The organism is Dyella sp. A6, from assembly GCF_036320485.1.
In the GTDB taxonomy this organism is placed as follows: Bacteria; Pseudomonadota; Gammaproteobacteria; order Xanthomonadales; family Rhodanobacteraceae; genus Rhodanobacter_A; species Rhodanobacter_A aluminiiresistens.
In genome coordinates this window covers 2,425,481-2,444,438 of the sequence record NZ_CP132911.1, presented here as the reverse complement: position 1 = coordinate 2,444,438, position 18,958 = coordinate 2,425,481, and the positions used below count along the sequence as shown (strand labels likewise).

Sequence of the window (18,958 nt, the reverse complement as noted above, 5' to 3'; positions counted from 1 at the left end):
CGTGGGACACGTGGTGACGTCACCACTGGCGTATGGAACGGGTGTGACCCCATGCTTTCATCCTGCCGTTACATGCTCGATACGTCTTGTGTCATTTGCCGGTGTTGGATGCGGAATACGGCATAGTCGTCGATGTGTCCATGTAATAGGTGTCTAGACGTCTATTTGGTTATGTTTATCGTCACCTGTTGGGGTGAATATCCGGCATCTGGGGGCAGGGATGGTCAGGCCAGGGCGGCCTCGATCGTCAGTCGTCCGGTGGCATGTCGCGGCAACCTGAAGCGGTCGCCGCGTGGATGTGCTTCGAGCACGCGTCCGTCGGCACGCACTTCGCGCCATTGCCGGCCCGGTGGCAGGCGCAGGCTGAGCCAGGCGTTGTCGGGTGCGTCCGGTGGCATGTCCACATGTCCGTGCAGATGGTGCCGGTCGGCCTGCAGTTGCAGAGCGAACCCGGTCTTGCCCCAGCGCGTGGGCAATGCGCTGCAGGCGATGGACGTGCCGCTGTGCAGCCAGGCGTGCGGTATCGCACGGCCCAGGTACAGCGTGTCGCCCGCGCTGTCCTCGCTGACCAGCATCCAGCGCAGCAGCAGTGGAATGGTCATCTGCGCGGGCATGCAGAACAGCGGCATGCTGCCATCCAGTCCGGTCACCTCGCCCGCGGTCCAGCCGCCCGGCGTGTGCACATGGTGGCGGTGCGCGTAGAGGAACAGCAGGTACTCGTCGATGCGGTCCAGCCGCAGCAACTGCTGCGCATAGCCGTAGGAGATGAAACCCAGGATGTCGCGCGCATGCGGATCGACCGGGCCGATGTTGGCGACCACCCCGATGCTGGTCGCGCCATGGCCGCGCATGCAGTCGATCACCAGGTTGGCCAGTTCGTCCGGCAGCACGTCGGCCTGCAGCAGTTCGGCGTACGCGCGGTGCGGCCACTGCTGTTCGCTGGGATGTTCGTGGGCCAGCGACTCTCGGAAGGTCAAGCTCACCCCGGGCAGTGGGCCGACATACGGCGGGCTCAGATCATGGCGGACATTGGCGCGCAGCGTGTGCTCCGTCTGCGTGCGAAGCATCCTCGCGCGGCGTTGCCAGTCGGCGGCCTGTGCGCCAGCACCGGGTTGCAGCGACGGCCATACGGCGGCCAGGTCGGCCAGTCCGCGGGCCGCCATCGCACTGTTGGCGTAGTACGGCTTCCACCACAGGCTGGGGTCGGGGAACAGGCAGGAATCGGATTCGTTCCAGCCGTGGATCAGGCCATGGCCCGGCGCGGTATCGGGCAGCTTCAGGCTTTCGTCGTGCAGCTGCACCAGCAACGTGGCGGTGGCCTGGATCTTTTCGCGGTGCTTCAGCAGCAGCGCGCGGTCGCCGGTGTAGTGCAGGTAGCGCGCCAGCAGCGACAGGGTCAGGCCGTACTGGCCGGTTTCCGGGCCACGCATGTTGATCAGGCCGTCGGCGTAGACGAAGTCGGTGAAGTATTCGTCGAGGACCGCCGCCGCCTGCTCGAAGCGGCCCCATTCCAGGTTGGCGTACAGCGAGCTGGTGAAGGTGTCCTGGAAGCCGTCGTACTCGTTGCCGTAGTAGTCGCGGTCCACGGCGCCGTACTTCGGGTAGCTGCCGCCAGGACGCACCACCAGCTCGCGTGCGAAGGCGAAGCGCGGCATGTCGTCCCAGCCGGCCACGGGCAGCGAGGTCGCCGCCGCGCCGGCCAGTTCGGCCTGCCAGGCATCGTGGAAGCGCAGCAGCGCGGCATAGAAGTCGGCGGCCGCCGGCGGTTCGCGGCGCGGCGGGTAGCTGGGGTAACTGTGGCCGTAGACGACACGGCTGATCCGGCCGTGTTCGACCAGAGCGGTGCGATGCCAGGTCTGCACCACGAAACGGTCGTCGGCATCGACGTCGGCGAAGACCAGTACGTCGTACCAGCGACCGTCGTCCAGCGGCACCACCTTGTGTACCGCGGGCAGCCAGCCGCCGAGCAGGCCTTCGCGCCGACGCGCCACTTTTTCCGCGTCGTGCAGTTCGGCGAACACCTGCTCGGCGTGGTAGGTACGCGTGCTGCCGGCGGTATACACCGGCATCGTGTCGGAGCACTGGCGGGTGCCGACGAAACTGGTCCACGGCAGGCGTCCGTAGTAGTCCGCCGGGTTGAGCTGCGAGGCCACCGGTGGTGCAGCCAGGCGTACCTGCGCCTCGTCGGGCTCGCCGTGGCTCAGCAGGTGGTCGGCCAGCAGGTCGGCACCGGCCAGGGCGATATCGGCCTGGCGCATGCCGAAGTACGGCGTGGATGCCTCGCTGTAGGCCGCTTCGGTGCGCTTGGCCAGCACGCAGGCCTGGTCGCCGCAGACCAGGGCCAGCGCGCCGTCGGGATGGCTGAAGTCTTCCAGCACCTGCCAGTCCTGCCCGGACTGACTGAAGCGTGCGATCGCCTGCTTCCCGGCGAGCTGCGCCTGCGCGCTGGGAATGCGTATCGGCGGTGGCGCGGCACGCGTGGCCGTTGCGTCGGGGGTGCCGGCCCGGCCGGGGCGCCCGGCCGCCAGACCGACGGCTGCGGTGGTGGCCATGCCTTGCAGAAAGCGGCGACGGTCCATGCTTCAAACTCCTGCGGACGATCCGCCATCGCCCGCCTGTCGGACAGGTCTGTCGCGCCCGGCGGAAGCCCGGCCTGCCGCTCGATGGCGGACCGGGGGCGCGCATGCCCGGCGACTTTGGCGCCGGGTCAGAGTCGGGTGGTCAGTCGTTGTCGGAGCCCAGGTCCAGCCGGTGGGCGGGCAGGCCGCTGCGTGCCCCCCAGTGGTAGATGACCAGGCCGACCAGCGCCGCGGCCAGCGAATCCCAGGGCTGCGCCAGACTGCCGCGGCCGCCGAAGGTGCCGAGCCAGGACAGCGCGATGAGCAGGGCGTAGTACACCACCAGCCACCAGCTGCCGGCGGCTTCGTCGCGCAGCCGGGCGCGGCCTTCGGCGGAGGGCAGGCGGTACAGCGCATACACCGCGAACAGGGCGATCTGCAGGCCGAGCAGCCACGACACGGTCTGCCAGTTCGACCAGTACACGATCAGCGTCGCGATGATGAACGACAGTGGTCCGAGTACGCTGATGCCGCGGACCCGGAACGGCCGCTCCAGCGTGGGTGCGTTGCGGCGCAGTGCGGCGACGGTGATCGGTGCGATCGCATAGCTCAGCACCAGCGCCGCCGACACCACGTTGATCATCGCCTGCCACGACGGGAACGGCAGGGTCCAGAACACCGACAGCGCGAAGCTCAGCCACAGCGCCGGGCGCGGGATGCCCGAGCCGGCATCGATTCGCGCGAAGTACGGGAAGAACGCGCCGCTGCGTGCCCATGCATAGACCACCCGCGGCGTCGCGTTCATGTAGATGTTGCCGGTGCCGCTGGGCGAGATCACAGCGTCGCACACCACCAGTACGGCCAGCCAGCCGATCCCCAGGGCCAGCGCGATGTCGTGATAGGGCAGCGAGAACAGGGTGCCGATGTCACCCCAGCCATGCGCCAGCAGCGGCGCCGGAATACTGCCCAGGAAAGCCAGTTGCAGCAGCAGGTAGATCGCGGTGGAAAGCAGCACCGACAGGATCAGCGCGATCGGGATGGTGCGCTGCGGTTCGCGTACCTCGCTGGCCACCGAGACGATCGGGGTCAGCCCCAGATAGGCGAAGATCACGCCGCCGGCCGACACCGCACCTTCCACCCCGGCGAAGCCGTGCGGCGCGAACCCGTGCGCGTGCATGTTCTGCGGATGAAAGTGCAGTAGCAGCACCACGATCACCAGCAGCGGCACCACGAACTTGAACACGCTGACCAGGTTGTTGGCCTTGGCGAACGTCTTGACGCTGAAGTAGTTCAGGCCGAAGAACAGCGCCAGCAGGGCCAGCTGCACCAGCCAGCCCAGCACGGTGGGATCGCCGGCCGCGTCGCGGCTCAGGGCGGGAAACCACGCGGCGGCATACTGCCGGCATGCCACGGTCTCGATCGCGATCAGGCTGGAAAAGGCGATCAGGGTGACGAAGGCCATCAGCGAGCCCAGCAGCACCCCGTGCGAGTACTCCGGGTAGCGCACCACGCCGCCGGCACGCGGCAGCGCCGCGCCCAGTTCGCAGTAGACCAGGCCCAGCAGCAGCACGGCGCCGCCGCCGACCAGCCACGACAGCATGCCGGCGGGGCCGGCGATGGCCGCCACGTGGCTGGCCGAGAACAGCCAGCCGGAGCCGAAGATGGCGCCCAGGCCGATGAAGGTGAGGTCGGTCAGGCCGAGCTCGCGGTGGAAGGATCCTTTCGCTGGCATCGTCGGGCTCCGCTCCGGTCTGGTCAGTGGGTGGCGCAGTTGCAGTGGCTGTCGTCGGCGTAGGGCGACTTGCCGCCATCGGCGATGAAACGGTCGATCCGCGCGTTCAGCACCGGCAGCGGCACCGAGCCGGTGGAGAGCACCGCGTCGTGGAAGTTGCGGATGTCGAACTTCGCGCCCAGTGCCTTTTCGGCTTTGGCACGATCGTCGCGTATCGCCATTTCGCCCAGGTAATAGGACAGCGCCTGCGCGGGCCACGCAATGTAGCGGTCGACCTCGGTCTCGATTTCGTGATCGGCCAGCGCGGTGTTCTCGCGCATGTAGTCCTGTGCCTGCTTGCGGGTCCAGCCCATGGCGTGGATGCCGGTGTCCACCACCAGCCGTGCCGCGCGCCAGGCCTGGTAGCTGAGATAGCCGAAGCGCTGGTAGGGCGTCTTATAGATGCCCATCTCCTGGCCGAGATATTCGCAGTACAGCGCCCAGCCCTCGCCGTAGGCGGAGATGTAGCTGTAGCGGCGGAAGTCGGGCAGCCAGGTGAACTCGGCCGCCAGCGGCATCTGCAGCGCATGTCCCGGCGAGGACTCGTGCAGGGTCAGCGCCGGCAGCGAGTACAGCGGCCGCGCGGGCAGGTCGTAGGTGTTGACCAGGTAGATGCCGGGGCCGCCGCGGCCGCCGGTGTAGAACGGTGCCAGGTCCGCCGGCACCGGCTTGATCGCGAAGCGCTCGCGCGGCAGGTGGCCGATGTACTGGCCGACCACGCCATCGACTTCCTTGGCGATCCACGCCGCGTCCATCAGCAGCTCCTTCGGCGTCCTGGCATAGAAGCGCGGGTCGGTGCGCAGGAAGTGCAGGAACTGCGCGAAGCTGCCCTTGAAGCCGGTCTGCTTGATGGTGTCGAGCATCTCCTGGTGGATGCGCGCCATTTCCTTCAGTCCCAGCGCGTGGATCTGCTGCGGGGTCATGTCCAGCGTGGTGTATTCGTAGATCTGCGACTGGTAGAAGGCCTTGCCGTCGGGCAGCGCATAGGCATCGATCGAATCGCGTGCCTGCTTCGCGTACACGTCGCGCATGAAGTGCAGCAGGCGGGTGTAGGCCGGGATCACGTCGGCCTCGATCTCCTTCAGCGCCTGTGCCCGCAGTGCGGCCTGCTCGCTGGCCGGGATGCTGTCGGGCATCTTGCGGAACGGGGTGTAGAACAGGTTGCTCTCGCCCGTGGCATCGGCGATGCCGGCAATGTAGTCGTTGCGACCCTGCAGGATCACCCTGGGCTGGCTGAAGCCGCGCGCCAGGCCCATCCGCATGTTGTCGATCTGCTCGCCGAAGTAGCGCGGAATCTCGCTGAGCTGGCTGAGGTAGTTGCGATAGCCCTGCGCATCGCGGATATGGCTGCGCGCGGTGAAGCCGAGGTCGCTCCAGAACGCGGTGTCGCTGTTGAAGGGCATTTCCCAGGTGCGGTACTTCTGGTCGGTCAGCAGGGTGCGGATCTGGTAGGTGTAGACGTCGTAGTTGACCTGGTCGGCCGGGCTCAGCTTGTCGCGCGGAATCGCCTTCAGCTGGTCCATCACCTGCTGCCAGTACGCCTGCCGGCTGGCCTGGGTGGCGGCGTCGACATGCGGCAGGTGGGCGGCGGGTTCGTCCGAGCTGGAATCCTCGTCGTCGGCGAACTGCGCCTGGCGCCAGTTCCACTCGCGCGTGTACAGCGCCTTGAAGCTGGCATCCGGCGATGGCAGCGCATGGGCGGGTGTGGCAGCGGCGAGGCCGGCGGCGCAGGCAAGGCTGAGCATCAGCATGGGCATGGCAGTCTTCTCGGAGTCAGCTGGCGAAGGGTTGGTCGATGGCGGGCGAGGGCTGGGTGAACCAGGCCGCGCCGTCGTCGGTGACGTGGAAGTGGTCCTCGAGGCGGATGCCGAAGCGGCCCGGCACCACAATCATCGGCTCGTCGCTGAAGCACATGCCCGGCTGCAGCGCGGTGGTGTCGCCGCGTACCAGGTAGGGCGCTTCGTGGATGGCCATGCCGCAGCCGTGGCCGGTGCGGTGCGGCAGCCCGGGCAGGCGATAGTCGGGTCCGAGTCCGGCCGCTTCCAGCACCTTGCGCGCGGCGTGGTCGATGCTCTCGCAGCTCACTCCGGGGCGTACCGCCTCGAACGCGGCGCGCTGCGCGGCCTGTTCCAGATCCCAGATGCGTTGCTGCTCCGCCTCCGCGCGGCCGAACACGTAGCTGCGGGTGATGTCCGAGTGATAGCCCTGCACGGTGCAGCCGGTGTCGATCAGCACCAGCTGGTTTTCGCGCAGGTGCTGTACGCCGGGAATGCCATGCGGGTAGGCGGTGGCCTCGCCGAACTGCACGATGCAGAAGGTCGAACCGTTGTCGGCGCCCAGCGCGCGGTGCGCGGCGTCGATGAAGCGCACCACGGTGTCGGTGCCGATGCCTTCGTGCAGCATCGCCGCGGCACGCCGGTGCACCTCCAGGGTCATTGCGGTGGCCTGTTCCATCAACGCCAGTTCGGCGGCCGACTTGCAGCGCCGGCAGCCGTCGATGATCGGGGTGGCATCGATCAGCCGGCCTCCGTCCAGCGCCTCACGCAGGCGGCTGGCCACGCCATACGGCGCCTGCGGGTCCAGCGCCAGCGTGCTGCCGCCGCCTGCACGCAGCGCGGCGGCGACCAGCTGCTGCGGGTCCTCGTGTTCTTCCCACGTATGCAGCGCGGCCGGCACCTTCAGTGCGTGCGACAGCGAGCCGGTTTCGAAGGCCGGGCAGATCGCCACCGGCTCGCCGTGCAGCGGCAGCAGCAGCGCCACCAGCCGCTCGCTGGCACCCCAGCCGATGCCGCTGAAGTAGCGCAGCGACGTGCCGGCCGTCAGCAGCAGGGCATCGGCGCCGTGTTCGCGCAGCAGGCGGCGGGCCTGCTCATGGCGGCGGCCGTATTCGTCGGCATCGATCGGTGCCGCCGGCGTCGCCCAGGCCGCCAGGCCGTCCAGTGCGCGTGCCGGGTCCAGTCCGCCGATCTGTCCGCTCATGCCGTCTCCAGGTCGGCGTCGCTCCAGTGCCCGTCGACCAGACGCGGCACACCGCCGGGGTTGCGGTCGCGCAGCTCGGCCGGCAGCAGCGGGTCGGGCACATGGTCGTAGCTGTGCAGGGCGGCGAAGCGACGGATCGCCGCGGGCATGCCGACCGCGGTGAAGCCAGGGTGACCGGTGCTGGGGTAGGGGCCACCGTGGTTCATCGCCGGACTGACCGCGACGCCGGTCGGCATCCGGTTGGCGATCAGGCGCCCGACACGCGGCCGCAGCGCCGCTGCCACGCGCTGCCAGGCCGCGTCGTCACGACCGTCGGCGGCGCGGTACAGCGTGCCGGTGAGGTTGCCCTCGAAGGCAGCGGCCAGCGCCACCATGGTGTCGATGTCGGCGGCGCGCACCAGCAGGCTGGTCGGGCCGAAGGCCTCGGTTTGCAGGGCGGCCGGGTTGCGCAGGAAGGTTGCCGCGTCGACGCTGAGCAGGGTCGGCTGGTAGTCGTAGCCGGGACCGTTGCCGCGCGCACCGCCGGCCAGGCAGTCCGCGCCCGCGGCGCGCAGCACGTCCACGTTGCTGGCCAGGTGATCGAGCACCCCGCGCGAGAACACCACCGACGGCGAGGCGGCGGCGAAGCGCTGGCGTGCCGCTTCGACAAAGGCGTCGCCGTCCGCGCCGGTCGGCACGGTCACCACGCCCGGGTTGGTGCAGAACTGGCCGCTGCCCATGGTGCAGGAGGCGAAGAACTCGCCGGCCAGAGCCTCGCCCTGTTCGGCCAGGATGCCGGGCAGCATGAACACCGGGTTCACGCTGGACAGCTCGACATAGACCGGAATGCCCGCGCGGTCGGCGGCGGCCTTGATCGCCAGTCCGCCGGCACGGCTGCCGGTGAAGCCGATCGCGCCAAGACGGCTGTCGCCGCACAGGCGCAGGCCGGGCTCGTTGTCGAAGTGATACAGCATCTGCACCGCGGCCGGCGGCAGGCCGGTGGCGAGCAGCGCGGCGTGGGCGATCTCGGCGAGTCGCCGGCTGGTGTGCGGATGCGAGGGATGTGCCTTGGCGATGACCGGGTTGCGGGCGGCGATGGCCGAGGCGAAATCGCTGCCGGCGATGGCATTGAAGGCGTACGGAAAATTGTTCGGCCCGAACACCAGCACCGGCTTGTGCAGCGGTGCCAGGTGCGAGCGCAGGCCGGCGGCGGTGTCGATCACCGGCTGTGTCCAGCGGTAGCCGCGCACCGCCGCGGCGGCCTGGCGCAGCTGGCCGCTGGTACGCGGCAGTTCCGCCTTGGCCAGACGCGGCTCGCGCGGCAGTGCGGTTTCCGCGTGGGCCAGTTCGATCAGTTCATCGGCAGCCGCGTCGATGCCATCGGCATAGGCCTCGAGAAACGCGGCGATGCGTTCCGGCGGCGTCGCCGCGAGTTCGGCGGCGACGTCGACGGCGGCACTCAGCGCAGCCTCCAGGTCGGCCGCGCCGGAGACCGGGAAGTCTCCGGCGATGGCGGCGCCGGTGGTCGGGTTCTCGGCGTTGAAGTGGCCGGTGGCATCGCTGGCCTGGCGCCAGCTGCCGGCAATCAGGACAGGAGCCATGCTGGACATGCTCAGACCTCCGGGCGGTTGCTGAGGGCGTGTTCGATGACGCGCAGCGCGGCGTCACGCTCGGCGCCCGCAACCGGCAGGCGCGGCGCGCGTACCTGTTCGCTGCCCATGCCGACCTGGGCCTGCACCAGCTTGATCAGCTGCACGAAGGTGGGCACGGTGTCCAGCCGCAGCAACGGCAGGAACCAGCTGTACAGCGGCATGGCGGCATCGGCACCGTTGCCGGTGGCGAGCTGGTACAGCGCCACGGACTCCTTGGGGAAAGCGTTGACCAGGCCGGCGATCCAGCCAGTAGCGCCCATCGCGGCACCTTCCACGATGGCGTCATCCATGCCGACCAGCAGGTCGAGGCGATCGCCCAGCAGCGCGCGGATGCCAGCGAAGCGACGCACGTCGCCGGACGATTCCTTGACCGCCTGCAGCTGCGGGTAGGCGGCGGCCAGCTCGGCGATCTGCTCGGGCTGGAAGTCGGTGCGGTAGGCCACCGGATTGTTGTACAGCATGCACGGCAGGTCGGTCGCCTCGATGATGGCGCGCACGTGTGCGCTCATCTCGCGCCAGTCGGTGGAATACACGTACGGCGGCAGCACCATCAGGCCGCCGCAACCGATCTCGGCGGCGGCCTTGGCCAGGCGCACCGCTTCGCGGGTGGACAGCGCGGCGATGCCGGGGATCACCGGCACGCGGCCGTCGAGCGCCTTGACCAGGGTGCGCAGGATCGCGACCTTGTCGTCGAAGTCGAGCGTGGCGGCTTCGCCCAGCGAACCCAGCGGCACGATGCCGGTGCAGCCGGCGTCCACCATCCAGTTGGCGTGGCGGCCGAGGAACTCGTGGTCGATCGCGTCATCGGCGGTGAAGGGCGTGGTGATGGCGGGGATGACACCGCGCCAGAAAGTGGCATTGCTCATGAACAGGCTCCGTGGTGTTCGCAGGATCCAGAAACGGCGGCCAGCGTTGCCAGCCGTGCGGGGAAAACAGGGGGGCGGCCGTGGCCGCGGGGAAAGTGGCCGAGTTCGGCCAGCGCCGCGCCGCAGATGCGACCCTGGCAGGCGCCCATGCCGCAGCGCGTGGCCAGTTTCGCGGCGCGCGCGTCGCCGAAACCGTCGAGCGCGCCCAGCGGCACATCCTCGCAGCGGCACACCAGGGTGTCCGGCCGGGCCAGCTGGCGCACGCGCGGTTGCAGCGCGAAGCTGCGGGTCAGTTCGACGGCGAAGCGGCGTGCGCGATCGCGTTGTTCGAGCAGGGCCTGTGCCCTGGTGGCGTGGCCACAGGCGGTGTGGGCAGCGATCGCGCCTTCCAGCCGGGCGCTGTGCAGGCCGCCAATGCCGCATGCTTCGCCCACGGCATAGATGTGTGCGGTGCTGGTGCGCTGCATGGCGTCCACGCGTACCCGCTGATGCGCGCCATCGGGGTCCAGCGCACAGCCGAGCAGGGCGGCCAGTTCCACGTTGGGCAGCAGGCCGAAGCCGACGCCGAGCAGGTCGCAGGCCAGCTGCCGGGTGGTGCCGGCGGCGTCCTGCAGTTCCACGCTTTCCAGCATGCCGTGGCCCTGCGCCGCGGTGACGCAACTGTCGTAGTAGCGCGGCACGTCGGCCAGCTGCAGCTGCAGTTGCAATGCCTGCATGGCCCGCGCGGGCCAGCGCCAGAGCTGGCGGGCAAGGCGCATCACCTGCGCGCGTGGCGCCTGTTCGACGATGCCCAGCAGCTGCGCGCCATGCCGGCGCAGGGTGGCCGCCGCCGCCAGCAGCAGCGGGCCGCTGCCGGCGATCAGTACGCGCCGGCCGCTTACCGGAAAGCCCTGTTTGGCCAGTGCCTGCAGGCCGCCGGCGGCAGTGACGCCGGGCAGGGTCCAGCCGGGGAACGGCAGCAGCAGTTCGCGCGCACCGGTGGCCAGGATCAGGTCGCAGTAGCTGGCGTCGAAAGTGGTGTCGCCGCGTTCCAGCCGCAGGCAGCCGGCTTCCGCATCGACCACCTGGGTGCCGGTCAGCAGTTCCACGCCCGCGGCACTGAGCTGGTCGATGGCCTGGCGCGCGGCACGCGGTGCGCCATGCGCCACGTCGTGCCGCCACACCTGGCCGCCCGCGCGCGGCTGCAGGTCCACCAGGCCGACCCGGGCACCGTGTCCGGCGGCAGTCCGGGCGGCACTCAGCCCGGCCGGGCCGGCACCCACCACCAGCACGTCGTAGTGTCGCGGCTCAGACATCGGTCCGGACCTGCATGCCGTCGCGCACCAGCACCTGGCAGGAGCGCTGCTGGGCCACACCGTCGATACTGACGCGGCATTCGAAACAGATCCCCATGCCGCACAGCGGTGCGCGCGGCTGGCCGCTGCACGAGCGACGCAGGGCCAGCTGCATGTGGGCCACCGCGGCGGCCACGCTGATGCCCGCCGCGACTTGCAACGGTTGGCCGTTGACGTACAGCACGACCGGCTTCATGCGGTCACCTGTTGCGCCATCACCCGCGAGGGGGCGTAGGGGGTCGGGTCGATCGCCGGCGTGCGCCCCAGCATCAGGTCGACCAGCAGGCGCGCGCTGCCCAGCGCGGTGGTGACGCCGTGACCCTCGTGGCCGGTCGCGACCCAGCATCGGTCGCGGTCGTCGACGGCACCCAGGTAGGGACGACCATCGGGACTGGTCGGGCGGAATCCGGTCCACACGCGCACCGCCTGCAGCTCGCCCAGCGCGGGCATGAAATGGAAGGCGCGGGCCAGCATGCGACGCAGCAACGGCCGCGAAACGCTGTCGTCGGTGGCGTCGAACTCGCGCGAGGAGCCGATCAGGATCTGCCCGGTCGGTCGCGGCTGCACGTTGAAGGCAACGCTGCTGCGGTCGCTGCCATGCGCGCTGGCGGCATAGCCAAGCTCCAGCACCTGGTGTCGCACCAGGCCGGGGTAGCGGTCGGTGATCACCAGATGCCCCTTGCGGCCGCGCACGGGCAACTGCGGCAGCAGGGTCGGGGTGGCGCAGCCTGCCGCCACCAGCACCGGGCCGTGCAGGCGGTCGCCGTTGTCGAGCGTCGCGCCGTCGTCGTGCAGGGCGACCACGCGGCGGCCGGCATACAGCCGGGTGCCGCGTGCCTGCGCGCTGCCCAGCAGGTGCAGTGCCATGCGCGGCGGATAGACCACGCCCTCGGCCGGTACCAGCATGCCGCCGGCCAGGCCGGGAACGAGTTCGGGTTCGGCTTCGTGCAGTGCCTTGCTGTCCAGTTGCTCGGCATGGACGCCAGCGGCGGCCAGTCGCTGGATGCGGCCGGCGATGGCTGCGCATTCGTCGTCGTTGCTGGCCACCCACAAGGTGCCGCAGCGGCTGAACTCGGCGGCCGGCAGATTGGCATAGGCGTCCCAGAAACGCAGCGAATACCTGGTCAGTGCCAGCTCGGCGGGGTCGTCGTCCATCGCCACCAGGTGGCCCATCGCCGCCGCGGTGGCGCCGCCGCCGATCGCCGCCGGTTCCACCACCGCCACGCGCAGGCCCTCGGCCGAGGCGGCCTCGGCACAGGCGCAGCCGACGATGCCGGCACCGACCACGATCAGGTCGTAGCTGGCGCCATGGGTCGTCATCCGGCGCGGATGCCCCAGGCGAACGGGTCGGCGTCGTCGATCAGCAGCTGCGCCTGCGCGGTGATGTACGCATGGCCGCCAATGCGCGGCAGCACGCCGCGTTCGCCCGGCTGATAGCTGCCTTCGAACACGGTGCCCAGAATGCCTTCCTGCCGCCACACCTGGCCCGGCGCCAGCTTGCCGTCGGCGGCCAGGCAGGCCAGCTTGGCGCTGGTGCCGGTGCCGCAGGGCGAGCGGTCGTAGGCCATGCCCGGACACAGCACATAGTTGCGCGCCACCGCCGGGTTTTCGGGCGACGCTCCGTTGACCTCGATGTGATCGATCTCGGCGCCATCCGCACCGGTGATGCCGGCGCGCTCCAGCGCTTCGCGGATCGCCATGGTGTAGGCCGCCAGCTCGCGTTCATTGGCCAGCGTCAGCGGTACCGGCGCCTGCGAGATGATGAAGAACCAGTTGCCGCCCCAGGCGATGTCGCCGGTGACCGGGCCGTGGCCTGCCACCTCGACGGTGACACCTTGCCGGTGGCGGTAGCTTTCCACGTTGTCGATGACGATGCGGCCGTCGTCATGCAGCTCGACGCCGACCGTGCCCACCGGGGTCTCCAGCCGGTGCCGGCCGGGGCCGATGCGGCCCAGGTGCGCCAGCGTGCGCACCACGCCCATGGTGCCGTGCCCGCACATGCCCAGGTAACCCACGTTGTTGAAGTAGATCACCCCGGCGCAGGCATCGGGGTCGCGCGGCGGCAGCAACAGCGCGCCGACCATGGTGTCCGAGCCGCGCGGTTCGCAGGCGATCGCGCTGCGCCATGCATCATGGCGTTCGCGGAAAACCTGCCGGCACTGCGCCAGCGAGCCGGGGCCGAGGTCGGGAAACCCGCCGATGACGACGCGGGTCGGTTCGCCGGCTGTGTGCGAATCGATGACGGAGATGGTTTGCATGCCGTCCATGCTGGCTCGCAGGGTCGTTCCAGTATAGAAAACGTTGGGAGGCTTGGATGCGGAATTCGGCATAGTCGAAATGGCCCGCCCGGGTCTTGCGCAATGCACTGATTTGCATGCTATGTTCGACTCACAGCGATTTGTTGCATTGCAACCACAAGCCGTGACGGGGCTGCGACGATGAGAATTTCAGCCGATGAACTGGAGCACCTGTTCGACGCGTTGCCGGACGTCGTTTTCTTCGTCAAGGACGACGGCGGGCGTTACACGCATGCCAACCAGACCCTGATCCGTCGGCTCGGGCTCAAGCGCCGCGACCAGATCATAGGCAGCACTGCCGATGCCCTGTTTCCGTCCAGCATGGGCGGTTCCTACACCATGCAGGATCGTCGCGTGCTGGCCGGCGAAACCATCGACAACCAGCTCGAAGTCCACATTTTTCCCAATCGCTCGTCCGGCTGGTGCCTGACCTGCAAGCGGCCACTGGTGAAGCGCAACCAGGTGCGCGGCGTGGTCGGCATCTCGCGCGACCTGGGGCAGCCGGATGGCCGTCATCCCACCTATGACCGCCTGCGCCAGGTGCTCGACTACCTGCAGACGCATTACGCCGAGCCGGTGCGCGTGCACACCATGGCCAAGCTGGCGAACCTTTCGGTGGCGCAGCTGGAGCGGCATTTCCGGCGGGTCTTCCAGGTGACGCCGCAGCAGTGGCTGACCAAGCTGCGGATCGAGGAGGCGATGCGCCTGCTGCATGGCGACGAGCGCATTGCCGGCGTCGGCCTGGCCTGCGGCTTTGCCGACCAGAGCGCCTTTGCCCGCCAGTTCAAGGCGACCGTGGGCATGACCCCGCGCGATTACCGCAGCATGGTGAAAGGCTGCCAGCCGCAGGCGGCGGACAGCGGGATCGGGCTCGCCGCCACGGGCTGAATGTCACGGGGTCCGCCGCCTGGTGGCGGACCCCGTGCCGGTTCAGCGCACCCAGTGGCCGGGACGGAAGTGCCATTGCCCGCGCGGGCCGCGCTGCCAGTGGGCCGGGCGGTAGTGGTAGCCGCGGCGCACGCGCACCCAGTGGCCAGTGACCCACACATGCCGGTGCCAGCGGGCATTCCAGCGCCAGTAGCCGGGCGCCCAGACGAAACCCGCACGCGGCGGCGGCAGACGCTCGACGCGCGGCGGTGGCGGCGCGATACCAATGCCGATACCCACGCCGACATGCACCTGGGCGGCGGCGGGCTGGGTGTAGGCCATGCCGCCGAAGGCGATGGCGAGGCCGGCGATCAGGGCGAGCTTGCGGGGAAGGCGCATCATCATGGTGTGTTCTCCTTTCATCGCCGCGATGGCGGCGTGCAGTGCGGAGAACGTGGCACCGCCGCGCGTGTTGACCGGCATGCCGGCGATCCGTTCAGCCAGCGTCGCGGTGCGCGGGAAGGAATGGCACCCTGTGGCGGCGCGGTGCCGCGGCTGGCTTGCGGGTCTTTTACGGCGCCAACGCCGCGTTGCATGCGTCGGCGTATGCCGCGCTGCATCAGAGTCTGCAACAGCCGCGCCGTTACAATCACGGGGCTATCCCCACGATGTTTACGGAGTCCCCACCATGAGCTCGCCCGCCCAGCACGTTCCCGCCAGCACTCCCCGGCGCGAGACCCATCCGTTGCGCTTCGTCACCGCGGCCAGCCTGTTCGACGGCCACGACGCCGCGATCAACATCATGCGTCGCATCATCCAGAGCCAGGGCGCCGAGGTGATCCACCTGGGCCACAACCGCTCGGTGGAAGACGTGGTGCGCGCCGCGCTGCAGGAAGACGCCGACGCCATCGCGCTGTCGTCCTATCAGGGCGGCCACGTCGAGTACTTCAAGTACATGGTGGACATGCTCAAGGAAAAAGGCGCCGCGCACATCCGCGTGTTCGGCGGCGGTGGCGGCACCATCACGCCGGAAGAGATCCGCGAGCTGCAGGCCTACGGCGTCGAGCGCATCTACCACCCCAACGACGGCATGAAGCTGGGCCTGGTCGAAATGATCGAGGACGTGATGGTGCGCACCCGCGCCGCCGTCGAGCGTCGCGCCGAAGGCGAAGCCGGGCAGGCCGCGCCGACTGCCAGCGTGGACATCGCCGACGAGATCGGCGTGGGCCACATGCTCACCGCCATCGAGGAAGGCCATGTCGACGAGACCTCGCTGGCGCACCTGCGCAAGGAATGGGCGCTGGCCGGCAAGCAGACCCCGGTGCTGGGCCTGACCGGTACCGGCGGCGCCGGCAAGTCGTCGGTGGTGGACGAGCTGCTGCTGCGCTTCCTGCAGGCTTTCCCCGGCATGCGCATCGCGGTGCTGGCGGTCGACCCCACCCGTCGCCGTTCGGGCGGTGCCCTGCTGGGTGACCGCATCCGCATGAACGCGCTGCGCAGCCACCGCGTCTACATGCGCTCCATGGCCACGCGCCGCCAGAACGCCGCCACCAACGACGTGCTGCACGACTGCATCGGCTTCCTCAAGGCGCAGGCCTACGACCTGGTGATCGTCGAGACCGCCGGCATCGGCCAGAGCGACTCGGAGATCGTCGACCTGGTCGACTTCGCCAGCTACGTGATGACCAGCGACTACGGCGCGGCCAGCCAGCTTGAAAAGATCGACATGCTCGACTTCGCCGAGCTCGTCGTGCTGAACAAGTTCGACAAGCGCGGCGCCGAAGACGCGCTGCGCGACGTGCGCAAGCAGTGGAAGCGCAACCGCAATGCCTTCGCCATGAGCGACGACGAGGTGCCGGTCTACCCCACCATCGCCAGCCAGTTCAACGACCCGGGCGTCACCTGGATGTTCGCCAACCTGTGCCGGCTGATGCGCGACAAGCTGGCACTGCCGGCGGACAAGTGGACGCCGCAGGTCGACACCGCGCTGAAGGAACCGCGCGCCACCGTGCTGATTCCCGGCAGCCGCGTGCGCTACCTGGCCGAGATTGCCGAACAGGGCCGCGGCATCAACAGCGGCATCGAGCAGATGGCCGAAGCCGCCGGCAAGGCACAGCACTACTACGAAGCGCTGAAGGAACTGGACGACGCGGCGCTGCCGCGTCCGTTGGACCTGTACGACAGCCAGACGTTGCAGTCCGTCCCGAACCCCGCGCCCGTCATCCCGGCGAAGGCTGGGATCCAGTTTCCTTCCGATGGTCAAGATGCCAAGTCAGTGGACCCCAGCATGCGCTGGGGTGACGAGCACAAGCATGGCTCCGCGCCAGTCGTCGACCGCTCCCTGCTGACCCTTCGCCAGCGCTACAATGAAGCCGTGAAGGAACTCTCCAGCGAGGCCGTGCACCTGCTGCGCGACTGGCCTGCGCTGCGCGAGTCGGTCACCGCCGAGGTCAACGAATACAAGGTGCGCGACAAGACGATCCGGGTGGAGAACTACCGCGAATCGCTGAGCCACCAGAAGATCCCCAAAGTATCGCCGCCGCGCACCGAAAGCTGGGCCGACCAGCTGCGCTTCCTGATGCGCGAGAACCTGCCGGGCCACTACCCCTACACCGGTGGCGTGTACCCGTACCGCCGCACCGGCGAGGACCCCACCCGCATGTTCGCGGGCGAGGGCACGCCCGAGCGCACCAACCGCCGCTTCCATTACCTGAGCCAGGGCGGCGCCGCCACGCGCCTGTCCACCGCATTCGACTCGGTCACCCTGTACGGCGAAGACCCGGCGCCGCGCCCGGACATCTACGGCAAGATCGGCAACTCCGGCGTCAACATCGCCACCCTGGACGACATGAAGAAGCTGTACTCCGGCTTCGACCTCAGCGCGCCCACCAGTTCGGTGTCGATGACCATCAACGGTCCGGCGCCGATCATCCTCGCGATGTTCATGAACACCGCGATCGACCAGAACGTCGAGAAGTACCTGAAGGAAGACCCCGCGCGCTGGGCCGAGGCGGAAGCGAAGATCGCCGCCATGTTCGACGGTCGCCAGCGCCCGGGCTATTCCGGCGAGCTGCCCAAGGGCAACGAAGGCCTGGGGCTGGGCCTGCTCGGCGTCACCGGCGACCAGTTGGTGGACGCCGAGACCTACGCGAAGATCAAGGCGCACACCCTCAGCACCGTGCGCGGCACCGTGCAGGCCGACATCCTGAAGGAAGACCAGGCGCAGAACACCTGCATCTTCAGCACCGAATTCGCACTGCGCATGATGGGCGACATCCAGCAGTACTTCGTCGACCACAAGGTGCGCAACTTCTACTCAGTGTCCATCTCCGGCTACCACATCGCCGAAGCCGGGGCCAACCCGATCAGCCAGCTCGCCTTCACGCTCAGCAACGGCTTCACCATCGTGGAGTACTACCTGGCGCGCGGCATGAACATCGACGACTTCGCGCCCAACCTGTCGTTCTTCTTCTCCAACGGCATGGACCCGGAATACACCGTGATCGGCCGCGTCGCCCGCCGCATCTGGGCCCGCGCCATGCGCGACCGCTACGGTGCCAGCCCGCGCAGCCAGATGATGAAGTACCACATCCAGACCAGCGGCCGTTCGCTGCACGCGCAGGAAATCCAGTTCAACGACATCCGCACCACGCTGCAGGCGCTGTATGCGCTGTTCGACAACTGCAACAGCCTGCACACCAACGCCTACGACGAAGCCATTACCACGCCGACGGAAGAAAGCGTGCGCCGCGCCGTGGCGATCCAGATGATCATCAACAAGGAGCTGGGTCTCAACTTCAACGAGAACCCCTGGCAGGGCAGCTACATCGTCGACACCCTCACCGACCTGGTGGAAGAGGCCGTCTACAAGGAGTTCGAGGCGATCAGCGAGCGCGGCGGCGTGCTCGGCGCCATGGACACCATGTACCAGCGCGGCAAGATCCAGGAAGAGTCGATGTACTACGAGCAGAAGAAGCACGACGGCAGTCTGCCTCTGATCGGCGTCAACACCTTCCTGCCGAAGGACCACGGCGGCGAGATCGCCACCGAGATCGAACTAATTCGTTCAACGGAAGAAGAGAAGGGCCAGCAGATCGCCAACGTGCAGGCCTTCCAGAAAGCCCGCAACGCGCTGGCGCCGGTGGGCGAGACAGGCCTCACCCATGTGGTCGAGGACGAAACCGCCGTTGCCGCGAAGCACGACGGGCACGGGCTGGGGTATCTTCAGAACACGGCGCGGGAGCGCAGGAATGTGTTCAATGCGCTGATGGAGGCGGTGAAGACGCATAGCCTGGGGCAGATCAGCCACGCGCTGTATGACGTGGGTGGGGAGTATCGGCGGAATATGTGAGGCGACCGTCGCTTCGCATGTCGGAAGGCCCGCTTTGGCGGGCCTTTTTTTGGCAGCTGCCGAACTTCGCGTTGGTCCTCAAGCCCGTCATCCCAGCGAAAGCTGGGATCCAGCGTTTTTCCTTGGCCGGGTGTCGGCGATTTGCAGGTGCTCAACGAATCGGGCCTAATCCCTCAGGTGCAGCAGGGGGAGTGAGAAGTGAATTGGTCAGAAGCGCGGAGTGCGCGGCATTGCTTCAATCTACGAACGGCGCGCCTCGCGCGGAGATCTACACTCTGCCCCCGCTCCGTTTTGAACAAAATCC

The 18,958-nt window shown here is 68.6% G+C and carries 13 protein-coding genes; 2 read left to right on the top strand and 11 right to left on the bottom strand.

Annotated features, from left to right (window positions below; translation table 11 throughout):
* Positions 1 to 224: 224 nt before the first annotated feature.
* From RA164_RS10915 to RA164_RS10870, 10 genes are all read right to left on the bottom strand, one after another.
* Positions 225 to 2,579 (bottom strand): Tat pathway signal protein, encoded by a 2,355-nt coding sequence (locus tag RA164_RS10915; protein WP_329740880.1) that lies wholly within the window; start codon positions 2,577 to 2,579, stop codon positions 225 to 227.
* Positions 2,580 to 2,721: 142 nt separating this feature from the next.
* Positions 2,722 to 4,290 carry an APC family permease gene (locus tag RA164_RS10910; RefSeq protein ID WP_329740879.1) on the bottom strand — a complete coding sequence of 523 codons (1,569 nt, stop codon included), beginning with the start codon at positions 4,288 to 4,290 and terminating at the stop codon, positions 2,722 to 2,724.
* Between the two features lie 23 nt (positions 4,291 to 4,313).
* The gene (locus tag RA164_RS10905) at positions 4,314 to 6,086 is read right to left on the bottom strand and encodes a DUF885 domain-containing protein (RefSeq protein ID WP_329740878.1); all 1,773 of its coding nucleotides are present in this window, start codon (positions 6,084 to 6,086) and stop codon (positions 4,314 to 4,316) included.
* 16 nt (positions 6,087 to 6,102) lie between these two features.
* A complete protein-coding gene (locus RA164_RS10900; protein ID WP_329740877.1) occupies positions 6,103 to 7,308 on the bottom strand; it encodes a M24 family metallopeptidase in 1,206 nt (401 codons plus the stop codon).
* Positions 7,305 to 8,897, bottom strand: a complete 1,593-nt coding sequence (locus RA164_RS10895) for an aldehyde dehydrogenase (NADP(+)) (protein WP_329740876.1) — start codon at positions 8,895 to 8,897, stop codon at positions 7,305 to 7,307. Before RA164_RS10895 ends, RA164_RS10900 begins: the two co-directional genes overlap by 4 nt.
* Positions 8,898 to 8,899: 2 nt before the next feature.
* The gene (locus RA164_RS10890; RefSeq protein ID WP_329740875.1) at positions 8,900 to 9,805 is read right to left on the bottom strand and encodes a dihydrodipicolinate synthase family protein; all 906 of its coding nucleotides are present in this window, start codon (positions 9,803 to 9,805) and stop codon (positions 8,900 to 8,902) included.
* The gene (locus RA164_RS10885) at positions 9,802 to 11,100 is read right to left on the bottom strand and encodes an FAD/NAD(P)-binding oxidoreductase (RefSeq protein ID WP_329740874.1); all 1,299 of its coding nucleotides are present in this window, start codon (positions 11,098 to 11,100) and stop codon (positions 9,802 to 9,804) included. The genes RA164_RS10890 and RA164_RS10885 overlap by 4 nt, the downstream gene beginning before the upstream one ends.
* Positions 11,093 to 11,335 (bottom strand): (2Fe-2S)-binding protein, encoded by a 243-nt coding sequence (locus tag RA164_RS10880; RefSeq protein ID WP_329740873.1) that lies wholly within the window; start codon positions 11,333 to 11,335, stop codon positions 11,093 to 11,095. Before RA164_RS10880 ends, RA164_RS10885 begins: the two co-directional genes overlap by 8 nt.
* Positions 11,332 to 12,459 carry an NAD(P)/FAD-dependent oxidoreductase gene (locus tag RA164_RS10875; RefSeq protein WP_329740872.1) on the bottom strand — a complete coding sequence of 376 codons (1,128 nt, stop codon included), beginning with the start codon at positions 12,457 to 12,459 and terminating at the stop codon, positions 11,332 to 11,334. Before RA164_RS10875 ends, RA164_RS10880 begins: the two co-directional genes overlap by 4 nt.
* On the bottom strand, positions 12,456 to 13,397 hold the full coding sequence (locus RA164_RS10870; RefSeq protein WP_329740871.1) for a 4-hydroxyproline epimerase: 942 nt from the start codon (positions 13,395 to 13,397) through the stop codon (positions 12,456 to 12,458). The genes RA164_RS10875 and RA164_RS10870 overlap by 4 nt, the downstream gene beginning before the upstream one ends.
* A 180-nt stretch (positions 13,398 to 13,577) precedes the next feature.
* Between RA164_RS10870 and RA164_RS10865 the strand changes: the two genes are divergently transcribed.
* A complete protein-coding gene (locus RA164_RS10865) occupies positions 13,578 to 14,324 on the top strand; it encodes an AraC family transcriptional regulator (protein WP_329740870.1) in 747 nt (248 codons plus the stop codon).
* A gap of 42 nt (positions 14,325 to 14,366) precedes the next feature.
* Here RA164_RS10865 and RA164_RS10860 read toward each other — a convergent pair whose 3' ends face one another.
* Positions 14,367 to 14,786, bottom strand: coding sequence for a hypothetical protein (locus tag RA164_RS10860; protein WP_329740869.1), 420 nt, complete (start codon positions 14,784 to 14,786; stop codon positions 14,367 to 14,369).
* 205 nt (positions 14,787 to 14,991) lie between these two features.
* On the opposite strand from RA164_RS10860, the gene RA164_RS10855 reads away from it, so the two are divergent.
* Positions 14,992 to 18,654, top strand: coding sequence for a methylmalonyl-CoA mutase family protein (locus tag RA164_RS10855; protein WP_329740868.1), 3,663 nt, complete (start codon positions 14,992 to 14,994; stop codon positions 18,652 to 18,654).
* Positions 18,655 to 18,958 lie beyond the last annotated feature (304 nt).